We start from the raw sequence: 14,168 nt of genomic DNA, 5'->3' as shown, positions 1-14,168 counted from the left end.
TACGGAATTCTGCCGTATATTATCCCGGACGGCAGCCACGTCTAGAGCATGTTTGATGAACGCAGAGTCGGCTTGAGGATACACGCGGTCTTCGTTGTCTGATTCAGTGCTGCTGGTGATTTGCCAGGAGGTGATGATGGCAAGGAGCCTCAGCAGCGACCTTCGCGGTCGGGTGATTGCGGCGATCGAAGACGGTGTTTCGACGCGTGAGGCGGCACGGCGCTTCCGGATCGGCATCTCAACGGCCGGGGCCTGGCATCGCCGCTATCGCGAGACCGGCGAGACGGAGGCGCGCAAGCAGGGCCAGCCATCACGCTCGAAGCTCGATGCGCACGAGGCCTTCATTCTCGGCCTGATTGAAGATGCGCCGGACATCACGCTCGCCGAGATCGGGAAGCGTCTTGCTGCCGAGCACGGCGTGAACGCCGTACCCTCGACGATCTGGCTGTTCCTCGACCGGCGTGGCATCACGTTCAAAAAAAGACGGCGCACGCCGCAGGGCAGCAGCGCGCAGACGTCCTGCGCCGCCGCATAACCTGGTTCGATGCCCAGCCCGACCTCGATCCCGAGGGGCTGATTTTCATCGATGAGACCGCGGCCTCCACAAAGATGGCCCGGTTGCGCGGCAGGGCCCCATGCGGCCAGAGATGCCGGGCCGCCGTTCCCCACGGCCATTGGAAGACGACGACCTTCACCGCCGGTCTGCGATTGTCTGGCATGGCGGCACCGATGCTGCTCGACGGCCCGATGAACGGACCGGCCTTCCTCGCCTATGCCGAGCAGGTTCTCGCACCAGATCTTCGGCCCGGCGACATCGTGGTCATGGACAACCTGCCGGCCCACAAGATCAGCGGTGTGCGCGAGGCCATCGAGAAGGTCGGCGCGCGGCTCCTGTTCCTGCCGCCATACTCGCCCGACTTCAACCCTATCGAGATGGCTTTCTCCAAGTTTAAGGCTCTACTGCGGAAGGCCGCCGCCAGAACCGTCGATGACCTGTGGTCGGTCATTGCCGGCTGTCTCTCCACATTCACGCCTGAAGAATGCAGGCACTATTTCGAGGCCGCAGGATATGACCCGGATTAAGTCAAAAATGCTCTAGCTCAAACGCTCAAGGATTAAACGTCGAACATTGCGCGTCTTTTCATCCATGATCTTGAAGTCGCCACTCTCAAAGTAGCTCACGCAGAGCGCGTGCAAAGTCCCCTCTGCCGGCGGTTGCCGATCTACCCCACCCGGCTTTTCCGCCTGAATTTCAATTAAGCCATCCCGATAGGCCTCCCATAACGCATCCGTCCCATAGCTCTCTCGAATGCGGACCCTTGAGCTTCTGCCGGATTGGTGGCCACGTCGATAAGATCGTGCCCTGGAACCGGAGAGCAGAAAATGACAAGACGCATCTACAGCCGTGAGTTCAAAACCGAAGCCGTGAAGCTGATCACGGAACATGGCGTTTCAGTCGCCCAGGCCAGTCGTGATCTGGAAGTTGGGGAAAGCGTTCTGCGCCGCTGGGTGCGGGAGCAGGCTTCAGCGCCGGCAACAGCCTTTCCCGGCCATGGCCAACTTCGGGCCGATGCGGCTGAGGTTGCCGCCCTGAGGAAGGAACTGGCCCGCCTCAAGGCAGAGCGCGATATTCTCAAGAGGGCCGCCGCTTTTTTCGCGCGCGAGGCGATATGAGGTTCGCCTTTATCGCCAGACACCGCCACATCTGGCCGCTCACCTGACTGTGCAAGACGCTGGAGGTGTCCCGCTCAGGCTTTCATGCCTGGCTCAATCGTCCGCACAGCACCCGAAAGGGCCATGATGTCCGGCTCGTGACAGCCATCCCGGCAAGCTTCAGCGCTTCTGATCGCACCTATGGCGCCCGCCGGGTCTGGCGTGATGTGCTGGCGGAGGGCCTTTCCTGCGGGCTACACCAGATTGAACGCCTCATGCGCGAAAACGCCATGAAGGCCCGGCCGAGGCGGCGGGGAAAGCCCGGAGATAATGGCCACCGCGCGGTGATTGCCGACAATATCCTTGAGCGCAATTTCCAGGCCGATCTGCCAAACCGCAAGTGGCTGGCTGATTTTACCTCTATGTGGACCGCTCAGGGCTGGCTGTACGTCGCAGCTGTTCTGGATCTTTTTTCACGGCGCGCCGTGGGCTGGTCCATGAAGGCTGACCGGGATGCCTCGCTGGTGATGTATGCGCTGATGATGGCGCTCTGGCGGCGCGGGTGGCCCACCACCCTACTGCATCATTCCAACCAGGGCTCACAAGGCGGATTCAACCGGTCATCGCAACGTCGAGGTCTCGGGCCTCCTGCGCTACTGCAACGCCCCGGTCCGTCACCAGCCTCACGGCCTCGACTTTGAACTCGCGGCTGAACTTCCGTCTCGTCATATCTGCACTCCAGTTCCTTGGTCACGATCTTATCGACGTGTCCAACTAACCGGCAGAAGCTCAAAGCCCCTATCGCAAGGCCGAGGACGCGGCGGTCCTTCCCGCCATCCGGACCATTGTCAATGCGCGTCCAAACTATGGTTATCGACGTGTCACGGCCCTCCTCAACCGGGAACGCCGCGCCGCTGGCCTGCCGAGCGTCAACGCCAAGCGGGTACTGCGGATCATGCAGCATCTCGCCTGACGCTGGAACGCCATACCGCGCATCGTCCGGGCCGCACCCATGACGGCATCATCATCGCGCTTCGCTCGAACGTGTGCTGGTGCTCGGACCATCTGGAGATCCATGCCCGAAATCGCGAGGAGGTCCGTGTCCTCGTCGTACTGGATGCCTGCGACCGCGAGATCATCGCCTGGTCGGCGGTCGCGCAAGCCGGTGTCTCCGGTGAGATGGTCCGCGATCTGATAGTCACCGCCGTCGAGCGCCGCTTCGGAACGACCAAGGTGCCTCATCCGGTCGAATGACACTGCGACAACGGTAGCGCCTATATCGCCAGGGATACCGCTGACACGGCACGAGCCCTAGGCCTGACGCGGCTCTTCACGCCGGTCCGCGGCCCGGAATCCAACGGCATGTCGCAAGCCTTGGTCAAAACTCTGAAACGCGACTACGCTCGGATGGCAATCTTGCCCGACGCCGAGACCATCCTCGCCTTGCTCCCAATCTGGATCGAGGATTATTGGGAGGTCCACCCGCACTCAGGCTTGAAGTTCCGCTCCCCACGCGAGTTCATCAGGCGCAGTGCTTAATCCCAACCGCCGACTGGCCGGTCAAATGGGGTCAACTCCATCAATATCTCCCGGGCGTGTATCGTGCCCCTTGATGAGATTGCTGTAATAGGTGTTCATCAGCCGCAAGAGACCGGCAAGGTTCGCAGCCGTGAGCGTATGCAGGCGGGCACCGAGTCCAGGCGCTTCCGTTGTCATATCCGCAAGCACATCCGATATGGCCGCAGGCAGCTCCTCAAGACGGGTAGGTTCGATACGCGAGACGCTTTCGCGCGTACAAATGGCCGATAGCTGAATTATGTAAATACATACTCATAAATATGTTTTTCGAACAATCCAGAAAATATGGCCGATGCATTGACCGGTGCTCGGGGCGCTTTCCGTCTCGTCAGGTCATAGGCTGATTGTAGAGTATCCCAGCTACGAGATGCGCATGGGAGATGCGGCTAGAGCGCGGCCTCTTCGCTGTAATTAACGCGTAATTGAAGCATATGCGCTGCTGCCTGGAGACAATCATGAGCGAACTGATAGCGATTTCTGAACGCATTCTCATGGAAGAAGACATCAGGGTGATGTCTGAAACGGGAATCCCACATCACCTAAAATCCTGTCAAATCGAAAGCCAGAACCTGTCCAGACTGAACTTTCCGGGGTGGATCTTTGAGACATCCTCACTTGTGCGCAGCAAATTTGATGGTGCCAACCTGGAGGGCGCTCGATTTATGCGTTGTAGAGCCGGACACACCAGCCTGGAGGCCGCCAAGCTCACCGAAGCGATCCTGCGCAACAGCGATTTCAACAATACAAACTTCAGGCGGGCGAAGCTCAATGAAGCAGAAATTGTCGACTGCAAGCTCACAGGCGCCGACTTTTCCGAAATAGCTGCCCTGACCCTCAAGCTGGAGGGAAGCATTCTCTCGGCCGCGGCGCTGCCGGCAATGTCTTTTCGCAAACAGGTGCTGGAACGCGTAGACTTCAGCATGGCCGACCTGTCTCGCTGCGATTTTCGAGATTCCGTCTTGCATGAATGCAGCCTAAGGGAGGCTCATCTGGTCGATGCCCGGTTTGAAGGTGCAGACTTGCGAGGTGCCGATCTGGGCGGGATCAAGCTCAATGATGCAAGAAAATTCAAGGGCGCCATCATCTCGCGCCAGCAGGCAGGTCAGTTGCTGTCAGAAATGGGCATACTGGTCCGCTGAGAGGCCAGAACCAGTGATGTTTCCGCTAGAAAGTGGATTGCTCGTCAAGGCATTCAAGCTTACCCGGCCATGGTCAACTGCGGGCTGATGCAGTTGACGGTGCCCACCCTGAGGAAGAAAGTGGCCCGCCTCAAGGCCGAGCGCGATATCCTCAAAAAGGCCGCAGCTTTTTTCGCACGAGAGGCGATATGAGGTTCACCTTTATCACCAGACACCGCCACATCTGGCCCCTCACATAGCTGTGCAGGGCGGCGAAGGTATCCCTCTCAGGCTTTCATACTTGGCTCAGTCGTCCGCACAGCGTCCGAAAGGTTCATGATACCTGGATTGAGTGGCTGATGCGCAGAATGCCATGAAAGCTCGATGCAGACGACGGGCAAAGCCCATGGATAATGGCGAACGCGCAGTGATTGCCGACAATATCCTACTGTCCCTTACCGCACAAAGACCCCAGCCGGAATGCCCCGCAGCCCCTCGGCAGGCCGGGTGGCGGAGGAAAGCCCTATGCGCTCTCCTGTACCGCACCAGATTCCTGAGCTGCACTCACCCGCCATTTGGAGCATTGCGGCCCGTCGAACGCGGTCGCTGGTCTCGACCGGCTATGGACACCACCGCTTTCTAAATGGCATGTCCTCTTTATTTTGCACCAGATGGGCAACCTTCTTAAGGTAGGGGGATGGAAAAATTGCTGAAGCGGCCAGAGGCCGGTCGCGAGGTTGCACTGGTAACAGGTTCCACCTCGGGGATAGGTGCCGCGATAGCGCGCCGACTTGTGGATGAAGGCTTGTTCGTCATCCTGCATTCAAGAGAGTCTGCCGAAAAGGGGGCGGCATTTGCTGCGGAACTTGGTTTCGCGGCTTACATTCAAGCTGATCTGTCATGTGAGAACGCAAGAGGCAGCCTCATAACAGAAGCTATCGCCATCACAGGCAGACTGGATGTTCTGATTAACAATGCTGGTATCAGTGGCTTGATATCGCATGATGATCTTCCAGCAGCCAGTCCTGATATTTGGCGCTCGCTATATGAAGTCAATGTCATCGCGCCATTTCAGCTTATCGCATTGAGCGAGAAGTATTTACGTGAATCGGCCAAAAAAAATGGCCGCGCTTGCGTTATCAATATCAGTTCGCATGCCGGTGTGCGGCCGAAGGGCGGATCAATCCCCTATGCAGCGACGAAGGCTGCTCTCAATCACGTCACGCGCCTTCTCGCCCGGTCACTTGGGCCCGAGATCAGGGTGAACGCGGTCGCGCCCGGTCTTGTCGACACGCCACTCACCGCGGATTGGACCGAGGCACAGGCACTGTGGCAAGCGCAGTCTCCGATGAAAAGAGCCGCTCGCCCCGAGGACATCGCCCAAGCTGTGATGATGTTATTGAATGCAGATTACATCACAGGAGAAATTCTTCTGTCAGATGGCGGCTTGAATCTTACCTAGGTTTTCAATTCCGGCATCTGATTGATTGGATTGATTGGATTGATGATGTATATGTCTGGCTCTGAAGTCCAGATTTGAAAATGACTTCGTAGGTCGCGATCCCGCCCAGGGTCTTCAGCCGTCGTGCGAAGTTAGTGGCGGCCAAGAAGTCGGAGAGGTGCGCTCGCGGTTGATCGTAGCTGTCGCCGTGGAAGCGCTTGACGGTTGCGTCCTTGATCGTTCGGGACAGAAGCTTGACCTGCACCCATTGGTCCAACGATAGTTGGGTTTGCTCCGCTGGCGCTCGATCCCGTTGACCTCGCAGATCAAGTGGAAATGCATTGACTGGGAAGTGATGCTGTTCCGGTTCCGGGGCTGCTCTGCGAACTGAATACCGTTGTGGCCGCGCCGAACGTTGTCTCGGTGAGAATGGTGTGAACCTGATACGGCACGGCCTCAAACATGTGCCGCAGGAACTCTCAAGCGGCTCTCCTGTCGGCTGTTCCAACGCGTTGGGCCACGGCGAATGTGGACGGCCGCTCAATGCGCACAAAGAGATAGAGCTTGCCTTCGGCAGTTTGCACTTCCGCGATGTCGATATGGAAAAAACCCTATCGGGTCGCGCCTGAACTTGCGACGCCTGGGCTCATCACCCTCAACATTCGGCAAACGCGAAATCCCATGCCGCTGCAGACAGCGATGCAAGACTGATTGCATCAGATGCGGGATCGACGGTTGCAGTGCGGAGAGGCAGCGTCCAGGGGCAGCAGGTCTGATGTCGGAACGCGACGACTATCGCTTCTTCAGCTTCTGTCGGAACTGTGAAGCGCATTTCAGGCGGCACGGCCTTCATATCCTCGCCCGTGACCCGGTTCCACCACTTTGCAACTGTCTTGGCATTGATGCCCAGTTCCCGGCTCAGCTGCACGCGAAGCTTGCGTGGCCGTGGCGCTCCCGTGAGGAAGCTGCCCCATAGGCCTCATTCCATTCCAAAGAAAATATCACACCATCAAACTGGGAGATCAAACACCCGCTAACTCAACTGTCTATGCTTGGCATCCGTTGCGGCGAACTCTATCAGCGCGCGCAACTTGCGGGGCATCGTGCGTCCTTCCAGATAGACCATGTTCAGCGGATGCCGGGGGGCCTCATAATCCGGAAGCAGCGCAACCAGTCTTCCATCCTGCAGTTGCCCGCTCACCACAAAGTGCGGGCAAAGCGCGATCCCGAGGCCCTCACCTGCAAACTCTGCGGCAATCTGCGCATTGTTGACGGAAAACCGTCCCTGCACGATCACAGTTTCCGTCATGCCATTCGCGGACAAGTTCCAGCGCAGGGGATGACGGCGATTGGTGTCGATGATGCAGTCATGGGTCGCCAGATCGGCGGGATGAACAGGAGGAGCGCGATGGACCAGATATCCGGGTGAGGCCACCAGAACAGAGCCCAGCATACCCAGACGCCGCACCTTAAGAGATTGCAGATCAGGCTCGCCAATCCGAAAGGCAATGTCGATCCCATGCCGCGCCAGATCGACATAACGGTCATCCAGTTGCAGATCGACGGACACGCCCGGATATTGCGCCAGAAAACGCCCAAGCATCCCCTTGATATAAACCGCTCCGAAAGTGATCGGGGCACTAACCCGGATATGCCCGGAAAGCTGCACAGGATCTTCCGCGACACTGGACAGCAGATCATCCAGATCTTCCAGAAGTGCGGGCGCACGTGCGAGCAGATCCTGCCCGGCTGCCGTCAGCCCGACAGCGCGCGTGGTGCGCTGTAAAAGCCGTGTGCCGAGGCGTCGCTCCAGTTCCGCAACATACTTCGAGGTCAGCCGGTTGGACATGGAGAGGCGCTCAGCCGCAGCTGTGAAAGAGCCGGTTTCGGCGGTCGCCACAAAGGCACGGATGCAATCCAGGAGATCCATCTCAATTACGAACATTTCATGGATAGTGTGACAACAAAATATCCATATCATTCTGAATAAGGTGGCGCAATATTCACCTCAACAGAACGGCGGCCAAAGCGGCTGCCCAGACAAGAGGCGAAGAAAATGACCATCGCGATTATCGGAACCGGAAACATTGGTGCAGGTCTTGCGCGTGTGTTTTCCAATGCAAGGCATGATGTGGTTCTTGCCAATGCCAATGGCAGCACAGAAGCGGCCGCAAAGCTTGGCGTGCGTGCAGCAAGCGTGACCGAAGCGGTCAAGGCCGCAGATACCGTCATTCTCGCCACCCCCTATGATGCTGCACAAAGCATCACTCAGGCTGCAGACTTCACAGGGAAGGTCGTGATTGATGTGTCGAACCCTGTCACTGCGGACTTTTCAGGCCTGCAACTGGGCCAGACCAGCTCAGCGGCGGAAGAGATTGCCCATCTCCTGCCCGGCGCGACGGTGGTCAAGGCTTTCAACACAGTTTTTGCGCAGCACTATGCCGGTGATCTGACCCTTGAAGGCCGCAAGATCCAGACCTTCGTGGCTGCGGATGATGACACCACCCGCCGCGCTGTCGTGGCACTTGCCAACAGCGTCGGGTTTGAGGCCGTGGAAGCCGGGCCGCTGTCAAACGCCCGCTATCTGGAGGCGCTTGGCTACATGAACATCCAGTTCGGCTTCATGCTGAACCGGCGCACGGGGATTGCGCCGATCTGGCTGGGCTGAACAGCCATCGACACGACGCGGCTATTCGAAATTCGAGGAGATGAAGATGGGCACGGCACAATCTCTTGCACAACTGAAGGATGGGCTGAAAGCATCAGACCGGATGCCGCTCGTCTTCCTTGGCCATGGCTCTCCCATGAACGCGATCGAGGATAATGCCTATTCGCGCTCATGGATCGAACTGGGCAAGACCCTCCCTCGCCCCCAGGCCATTCTGGTGATCTCGGCGCACTGGATGACCCACGGCTCGACCCTGGTCGATGTCTCGAAGATGCCGCGCACCATCCATGACTTCTATGGCTTCCCGCAAGAACTCCACGCCGTTCAATATCCGGCGCATGGGAAGCCCGAGCTGGCGCGGGAGGTCATCAGCCTTCTGGCCAGCCATCATGTGGAAGGCGATGAAACCTGGGGCCTTGATCACGGGGCATGGTCGGTGCTGGCCCGGATTTACCCCGAGGCGGATGTGCCAGTTTTCCAGCTCTCCATCGACATGTCAAAGGATCTCGACTGGCATCTGAAAATCGGCAGGGATCTGGCCGACCTGCGCCGGAAGGGCGTTCTCATCCTCGGCTCAGGCAATGTGGTGCATAATCTGCGCACCATGCGCTGGGGCGGCAAGCCCTATGACTGGGCCGAAGAGTTCGATACCTTCTTCGCTGAGAAACTGGAAGCGCGCGATGTTGCTGCACTAGCCGACCGCACGGCCATGGGAAACCTCTTCCGCATGGCACAGCCTACCCCTGACCACTATCTGCCTGCCCTCACCATCGCCGGTCTCGGCGAGGCGGCCGACAGGCTGACCTTCATGAATAGCTCGATCGACATCTCCTCGGTGTCGATGCGCAGCTTCATCTTTCACTGAAACAAGGCACGATGTTCTGACCAGACCTGCAGGGCAAAGCACCTGCCCTGTGCCTTGAAGGAGACCCATGATGCTTGTTGACGGAAAATGGGCCAGTGACTGGCAACCCATTCAGGCCAGCGATGCCAAGGGAGGCTTTGTCCGTCAGACCTCCAGTTTCCGCAACTGGATCACCCCCGACGGCAGTGCCGGCCCCACCGGGACTGCCGGCTTCAAGGCCGAGGACGGGCGCTATCATCTTTATGTCGCGCTGATCTGCCCGTGGGCCAGCCGCACGCTCATCGCCCGCAAACTGAAGGGGCTGGAGCATGTGGTCTCGCTGTCTATTGTCGAGCCCGAACTGGGCGATCAGGGCTGGCGCTTTGCCTCGCCGGACCCGGTGAATGGCGCGCACTACCTGCATGAAATTTATACGAAAGCCGATCCGCATATTTCCGGCCGGGCAACGGTTCCGGTGCTGTGGGACAAGAAAACCAGCACTATCGTGAGCAATGAATCTGCAGAAATCGTGCGCATGTTCAATTCGGGTTTCGGCGCACTTGCCTCCGGGCCGGATCTTTACCCGCAGCCCCTGCGCAGCCACATTGATGCACTGAATGAGCGTATCTATACGCACCTCAATAATGGCGTTTATCGCGCTGGCTTTGCCACCACCCAGCTTGCCTATGAAGATGCTTTCCGCGATGTCTTCACCGAGCTTGATACGCTTGAGGCCGAACTTGCCGCAGCCGGCCCGTGGCTTGTGGGCCAAACATTCACTGAAGCCGATATCCGTCTGTTCGTCACGCTGATCCGTTTCGATGCGGCCTATTTTGGGCTGTTCAAGACCAATCTGCGCCGCATCGCGGACTATCCCGCGCTCTCAGCCTACCTCTTGCGGGTGCTGAACCTGCCGGGCGTGCGGGAGACGGTTTCCATCGCCCACATCAAGCGCGGCTATTACTCAATCAGGAAGCTGAACCCGAACGGCATCGTGCCCGTGGGTCCGGATTTATCGGGGCTGGACGTGGTGGGAGAGTGATGAGAAGGATGGCTGGAACAACGAAACTACCGGAGCACCGCACCTTGTGCGCCCTGTGACCGGGATCTTGCGGAGGCTCCATGCGCTGGGTGAAAGCTCATAAATATCAGCACCTGCTTCATGGCGCTTTTCATGGTGCGGGTTGCGCCTGCATGCGCCCGGAAGTTCAGAATGTCTGCGCCCGTATCGAGCATGCCATATCCCGCCGCACTCTGCTGGGTGGACTTGCCGCACTGATAAGCGCCCCTGCCCTGGGCACCATTTCTCCGGCCTTTGCCCAACCCGCCTCCCGCCCGACCCTGCTGCGCAATGGCCGGATTTTTGATGGCGTCTCCAGCACGCTTCTGGAAGGGCGCAATATTCTGGTGGATGACGGACGCATCAAGGCCATGCCCGGTGCGGATGAAACCGTCGCAGATGCCGAAATCATCGACTGCACAGGCAAAACGCTGATGCCGGGGCTGATTGATGCACACTGGCACACGCTTCTCGCCGCCATTCCGCTGACAGTGGCGATGACGGCAGATGTTGCCTATCTCCATCTTGTGGCCGCCGAGGAAGCGCAGAAAACAATTCTGCGCGGCTTCACTACTGTGCGCGACATGGGTGGCCCCTCCTTTGCCCTGAAGCGCGCCATCGATGAAAACCGCATCGCCGGCCCACGCATTTTTCCCTCCGGCGCGATGATCTCGCAGACCTCGGGCCATGGCGATTTTCGCTCACGTCGAGAACTGCCGCGTGCTTTTGAAATGGGGATGAGTGATGCAGAGAAAGCCGGCATCTCAGCAATAGCGGATGGCGTGCCGGAGGTGCTGCGTCGCACCCGTGAGCAGCTCATGCTGGGTGCAAGCCAGGTGAAGATCATGGTCGGGGGCGGTGTCTCATCGCTCTATGACCCGCTGGATTCCATCCAGTTCACCCGCGAAGAGGTCCGTGCAGCAGTAGAGGCCACCTCGGATTGGGGCACTTATGTCTGCGCTCATGTTTATACCGCGCCCGGCATCAAACGCGCCCTCTCCAATGGCGTGCGGTGTATCGAGCATGGCCAGTTGGCGGATGAGGAGGCCGTGCGGCAAATGGCTGACACCGGCGCATGGTGGAGCATTCAGCCGTTTCTGGCGGATGACGATTCCAACCCCAAAAGCCTGCCCGAGCAAAGGGCCATGCAGGAACTGATTGCAGAAGGAACGGTTCGCGCCTTTGATCTGGGACGTGATTTCAAAGTGAAGATGGCATGGGGCACAGACATTCTGTTCAACCCGGCAGGCACCCGCACACAAGGCAAGCAGCTTGCCAAGACAGCCCGCTGGCTAGGCAATGATGGTGCCTTGCGCATGGCGACCAGCGGCAATGGCGAGTTGCTCGCTCTCTCCGGCGGCCGCTCCCCCTACAGGGGGCAAATCGGCGTTCTCTCTCCCAATGCCTATGCCGATATTCTGGCGATAGATGGCAACCCACTGGAAGATATTTCCCTGATCAGCGATCCGGAAAAAAACATGAAACTCATCATGAAAGACGGGCGCATCTATAAGAACACGCTGGCAGATCAGCGTTAGCGTGCCGCGCTCAAGGCGCGGCATTGCGTTCTGGAACATTGCGGCGACAGAACGACCTACCCCAACGGCATCTTCGCAAGCAGGCCTTGCGGGATTGCATCATGATTTTCAAAAATGACGCAATAGAGTGAGGGTGATTCAGCCATGCTTCACTGAATATGCCTTCTTGTGGCCTGATTCAGTGAAGTATCATTCCTGATGCATTGTAAGAATTGGAATTTTTCAATGAAGAAGCATGGTATCGTAGCCTCTCTTCTGGCGGGTGCGCTTTTCGTCACGGGCAGTGCATCTCTGGTCACGCCCGCCTTTGCAGAGACGGCAGCGAAGAAGGAAGCATCGGCAGTTACGGCACCTGCGGGAATCTACAAGCTGGACGCAACCCATGCGGCCCTGCTCTGGTCTTTCAAGCACAATGACATTTCAAACTATACCGGTCGCTTCCAGGCTCTTGATGCAACCTTGAACCTGGACCCCAAGCAGATCGACAAATCCTCGATTGAATTCACCATCGACCCGAAGTCGGTACAGACCTCCTATCCTGCTGACTACAAGGCCTTCCACAAGGATAGTGCCTATGAAAGCTGGAATGAAGACATCAGCCGCAATCCGAGCTTCCTGAACAGCGACAAGTTCCCGAACATCACGTTCAAGTCCACGAAGGTGGAGCAGACCGGTGCGCTCACCGCGCGCGTGACCGGCGATCTCACGTTCCTGGGCGTGACCAAGCCTGTCACACTGAACGCAACCTTCCTGGGCGGCATTGCAAGTCACCCTTACATGAAGGTTCCCGCACTCGGTTTTTCTGCCGAAGGGCATTTCAACCGCAAGGACTTCGGGCTGGAGCCCGGCCCGGTGGGAGAAGAGATCACCATCCGCTTTGACGGCGAATTCGTACAGCAGAGCGCACCCGCCAAGGCCAACTGACATTATATGAATGCAAGCAACGCCCCACGAGTGACTCTCATGGGGCGTTGCTTACGTTTCGGATCTTGATGAAGAATGGGCACGGTGGCATCAAGCATGCCAAGCTATAGCGGTAAAAATATTCAGAGCCCGCCTCATAGTTCAGGCGGGAATTTCAATGTCTTGAAATAAGTATGGCTGCACAGGATGTGAGGCGGTTGGGCATCATCCGGCCGACCATGACTGTCACATCCCGAACGCCTTCAGAGGCCGGCGCGTAACACCCGAAAACAATCCATGCGTTCGTTTGCGGTTGGGCTCTCAGATTTTCATGCGATATGCAGATGCCCATCATGCCTCTGAAATCAGGGACGTGCATAGAGCCGGACTGAACAGCCCATCTGGCATATCGTCAGCACCAGAACGTTATATTCCTGAATTTTTCAGGGCTCTATTTATCCCAGTTCTCCGGTGACTTCGACGTATCACGTCCATCCGATTCTTTGGCAACACCTTTGAATGGCCCGGGAGACTGCTTCACTTCCATGAAGTGACCAGTGTGCTCATCGCGCTTCTGCCAGCGACCGTCATCACGCAGCGTCTGTGTTCTCCCGCGCACGGCACCCTGCCGAGAACCCTCACCTGTATTGCGCGCCATGTTGCACCCCCAATCTCATTCACATCCGAATTAGAGCCATATTCACATGTGCCTTCCCGGCTGGAAGGGAGGCCGCTCGTACACGGAAATCCAGCCAGCATCTGGCCACCCCTCATCGAAAGGCGGCCAGACACCAAAGCAGATCAGCTACAGCCAGTGGTGGAACCACAGGTGTCACACTTCAGGCAGGTGCCATTGCGCACGAGCGTGAAGTTCATGCACTCAGGGCACGCCTCGCCCTCATAGCCCTTGGCCCGTGCTTCGGCCCGGGCTTCCGCCTTGCGAGCCGTCGCGCTGCGCCATGGCAGAGTCTGTGCCAGAAGTTCGCTCGCAGCCTCGGCGCTTTCAGCCTCCACCACAGTTTCCACTGTCTCGGTCAGCTCCGAGGTTTCAACCTTGAGAACGGTCGCCCCCTCAACACGGCCACGCAGAACAGTGACATTATCACTCGGCGCACGCGGTTCGCTCGCAGTGGCAGGCTGCGTCACCATCAGGTTCACAGCCTTGCCGCGCACCAACCCCTTCGAGACGATCCGCGCAGCAGGATTGGGAGCCTTGCCCTCATCCACGCCCTTGCCCAGTGCATCAAAGCCCGTTTCGCCCGGATCCACATGGCCCAGATCGTTGCGGGCGAGATAGGACACCGCCAACTCGCGGAACACATAGTCCAGAATCGAGGTGGCATATTTGATGGTGTCATTGCCCTG

The 14,168-nt window shown here is 58.2% G+C and carries 10 protein-coding genes and 5 pseudogenes; 10 read left to right on the top strand and 5 right to left on the bottom strand.

Going from position 1 to position 14,168, the window contains the following annotated elements:
- Positions 1 to 136 precede the first annotated feature (136 nt).
- Both VDQ28_RS00080 and VDQ28_RS00075 read left to right on the top strand, forming a co-directional pair.
- Positions 137 to 1,083 (top strand): IS630 family transposase gene (locus VDQ28_RS00080; protein WP_323034088.1). Its coding sequence is split into 2 segments (ribosomal slippage): positions 137 to 476 and positions 476 to 1,083, totalling 948 coding nucleotides; the frame shifts between segments, so codons are not numbered across the junction.
- A gap of 300 nt (positions 1,084 to 1,383) precedes the next feature.
- Positions 1,384 to 2,258 (top strand): annotated as a pseudogene (locus VDQ28_RS00075) (IS3 family transposase); the annotation flags it as partial.
- A 22-nt stretch (positions 2,259 to 2,280) separates the two neighbouring features.
- On the opposite strand, the pseudogene VDQ28_RS00070 reads toward VDQ28_RS00075, so the two are convergent.
- Positions 2,281 to 2,382: pseudogene (locus VDQ28_RS00070) on the bottom strand (transposase); the annotation flags it as partial.
- Positions 2,383 to 2,431: 49 nt separating this feature from the next.
- Between VDQ28_RS00070 and VDQ28_RS00065 the strand changes: the two are divergent.
- From VDQ28_RS00065 to VDQ28_RS00050, 3 genes and pseudogenes are all read left to right on the top strand, one after another.
- Positions 2,432 to 3,192 (top strand): annotated as a pseudogene (locus VDQ28_RS00065) (IS3 family transposase); the annotation flags it as partial.
- Positions 3,193 to 3,686: 494 nt separating this feature from the next.
- Positions 3,687 to 4,370: a pentapeptide repeat-containing protein gene (locus VDQ28_RS00060; RefSeq protein WP_323034085.1), complete on the top strand. Its 684-nt coding sequence runs from the start codon at positions 3,687 to 3,689 to the stop codon at positions 4,368 to 4,370.
- Between the two features lie 676 nt (positions 4,371 to 5,046).
- Positions 5,047 to 5,811 carry an SDR family oxidoreductase gene (locus VDQ28_RS00050; protein ID WP_323034084.1) on the top strand — a complete coding sequence of 255 codons (765 nt, stop codon included), beginning with the start codon at positions 5,047 to 5,049 and terminating at the stop codon, positions 5,809 to 5,811.
- Here VDQ28_RS00050 and VDQ28_RS00045 read toward each other — a convergent pair.
- Both VDQ28_RS00045 and VDQ28_RS00040 read right to left on the bottom strand, forming a co-directional pair.
- A pseudogene (locus tag VDQ28_RS00045) lies at positions 5,808 to 6,764 on the bottom strand (IS481 family transposase). The gene VDQ28_RS00050 and the pseudogene VDQ28_RS00045 overlap by 4 nt on opposite strands.
- Positions 6,765 to 6,823: 59 nt before the next feature.
- Complete coding sequence (locus VDQ28_RS00040; protein WP_323034083.1) at positions 6,824 to 7,720, bottom strand: LysR family transcriptional regulator; 897 nt, start codon at positions 7,718 to 7,720, stop codon at positions 6,824 to 6,826.
- Between the two features lie 69 nt (positions 7,721 to 7,789).
- Here VDQ28_RS00040 and VDQ28_RS00035 point away from each other — a divergent pair, with 69 nt between their 5' ends.
- The 5 genes from VDQ28_RS00035 (at position 7,790) to VDQ28_RS00015 (ending at position 12,824) form a co-directional block, all read left to right on the top strand.
- The gene (locus VDQ28_RS00035) at positions 7,790 to 8,458 is read left to right on the top strand and encodes an NADPH-dependent F420 reductase (protein ID WP_323034087.1); all 669 of its coding nucleotides are present in this window, start codon (positions 7,790 to 7,792) and stop codon (positions 8,456 to 8,458) included.
- 46 nt (positions 8,459 to 8,504) lie between these two features.
- On the top strand, positions 8,505 to 9,323 hold the full coding sequence (ygiD, locus tag VDQ28_RS00030) for a 4,5-DOPA dioxygenase extradiol (protein ID WP_323034082.1): 819 nt from the start codon (positions 8,505 to 8,507) through the stop codon (positions 9,321 to 9,323).
- A 70-nt stretch (positions 9,324 to 9,393) separates the two neighbouring features.
- Complete coding sequence (locus tag VDQ28_RS00025) at positions 9,394 to 10,344, top strand: glutathione S-transferase family protein (protein WP_323034086.1); 951 nt, start codon at positions 9,394 to 9,396, stop codon at positions 10,342 to 10,344.
- Between the two features lie 80 nt (positions 10,345 to 10,424).
- A complete protein-coding gene (locus VDQ28_RS00020; RefSeq protein ID WP_323034081.1) occupies positions 10,425 to 11,900 on the top strand; it encodes an amidohydrolase family protein in 1,476 nt (491 codons plus the stop codon).
- Between the two features lie 225 nt (positions 11,901 to 12,125).
- A complete protein-coding gene (locus VDQ28_RS00015) occupies positions 12,126 to 12,824 on the top strand; it encodes a YceI family protein (protein ID WP_323034080.1) in 699 nt (232 codons plus the stop codon).
- Between the two features lie 430 nt (positions 12,825 to 13,254).
- Here the strand turns inward: VDQ28_RS00015 and VDQ28_RS00010 are convergent, their stop codons facing one another.
- Both VDQ28_RS00010 and VDQ28_RS00005 read right to left on the bottom strand, forming a co-directional pair.
- Positions 13,255 to 13,461 (bottom strand): hypothetical protein, encoded by a 207-nt coding sequence (locus VDQ28_RS00010; RefSeq protein WP_323034079.1) that lies wholly within the window; start codon positions 13,459 to 13,461, stop codon positions 13,255 to 13,257.
- A 143-nt stretch (positions 13,462 to 13,604) separates the two neighbouring features.
- A pseudogene (locus VDQ28_RS00005) lies at positions 13,605 to 14,168 on the bottom strand (vitamin B12-dependent ribonucleotide reductase); the annotation flags it as partial.

This window comes from Pararhodobacter sp., from assembly GCF_034676545.1.
In the GTDB taxonomy this organism is placed as follows: domain Bacteria; phylum Pseudomonadota; class Alphaproteobacteria; order Rhodobacterales; family Rhodobacteraceae; genus Pararhodobacter.
Note: the sequence above shows the minus strand (reverse complement) of the source record. Positions and strands in the feature narration are given on the sequence as shown.

What these genes read in the sequence shown, in the direction of transcription:
- VDQ28_RS00060 (WP_323034085.1), top strand. Translation starts at nt 3,687, where the DNA reads ATGAGCGAACTGATAGCGATTTCTGAACGCATTCTCATGGAAGAAGAC.
- VDQ28_RS00050 (WP_323034084.1), top strand. Translation starts at nt 5,047, where the DNA reads ATGGAAAAATTGCTGAAGCGGCCAGAGGCCGGTCGCGAGGTTGCACTG.
- VDQ28_RS00040 (WP_323034083.1), bottom strand. Translation starts at nt 7,720, where the DNA reads ATGGATCTCCTGGATTGCATCCGTGCCTTTGTGGCGACCGCCGAAACC.
- ygiD (WP_323034082.1), top strand. Translation starts at nt 8,505, where the DNA reads ATGGGCACGGCACAATCTCTTGCACAACTGAAGGATGGGCTGAAAGCA.
- VDQ28_RS00025 (WP_323034086.1), top strand. Translation starts at nt 9,394, where the DNA reads ATGCTTGTTGACGGAAAATGGGCCAGTGACTGGCAACCCATTCAGGCC.
- VDQ28_RS00020 (WP_323034081.1), top strand. Translation starts at nt 10,425, where the DNA reads ATGCGCTGGGTGAAAGCTCATAAATATCAGCACCTGCTTCATGGCGCT.
- VDQ28_RS00015 (WP_323034080.1), top strand. Translation starts at nt 12,126, where the DNA reads ATGAAGAAGCATGGTATCGTAGCCTCTCTTCTGGCGGGTGCGCTTTTC.
- VDQ28_RS00010 (WP_323034079.1), bottom strand. Translation starts at nt 13,461, where the DNA reads ATGGCGCGCAATACAGGTGAGGGTTCTCGGCAGGGTGCCGTGCGCGGG.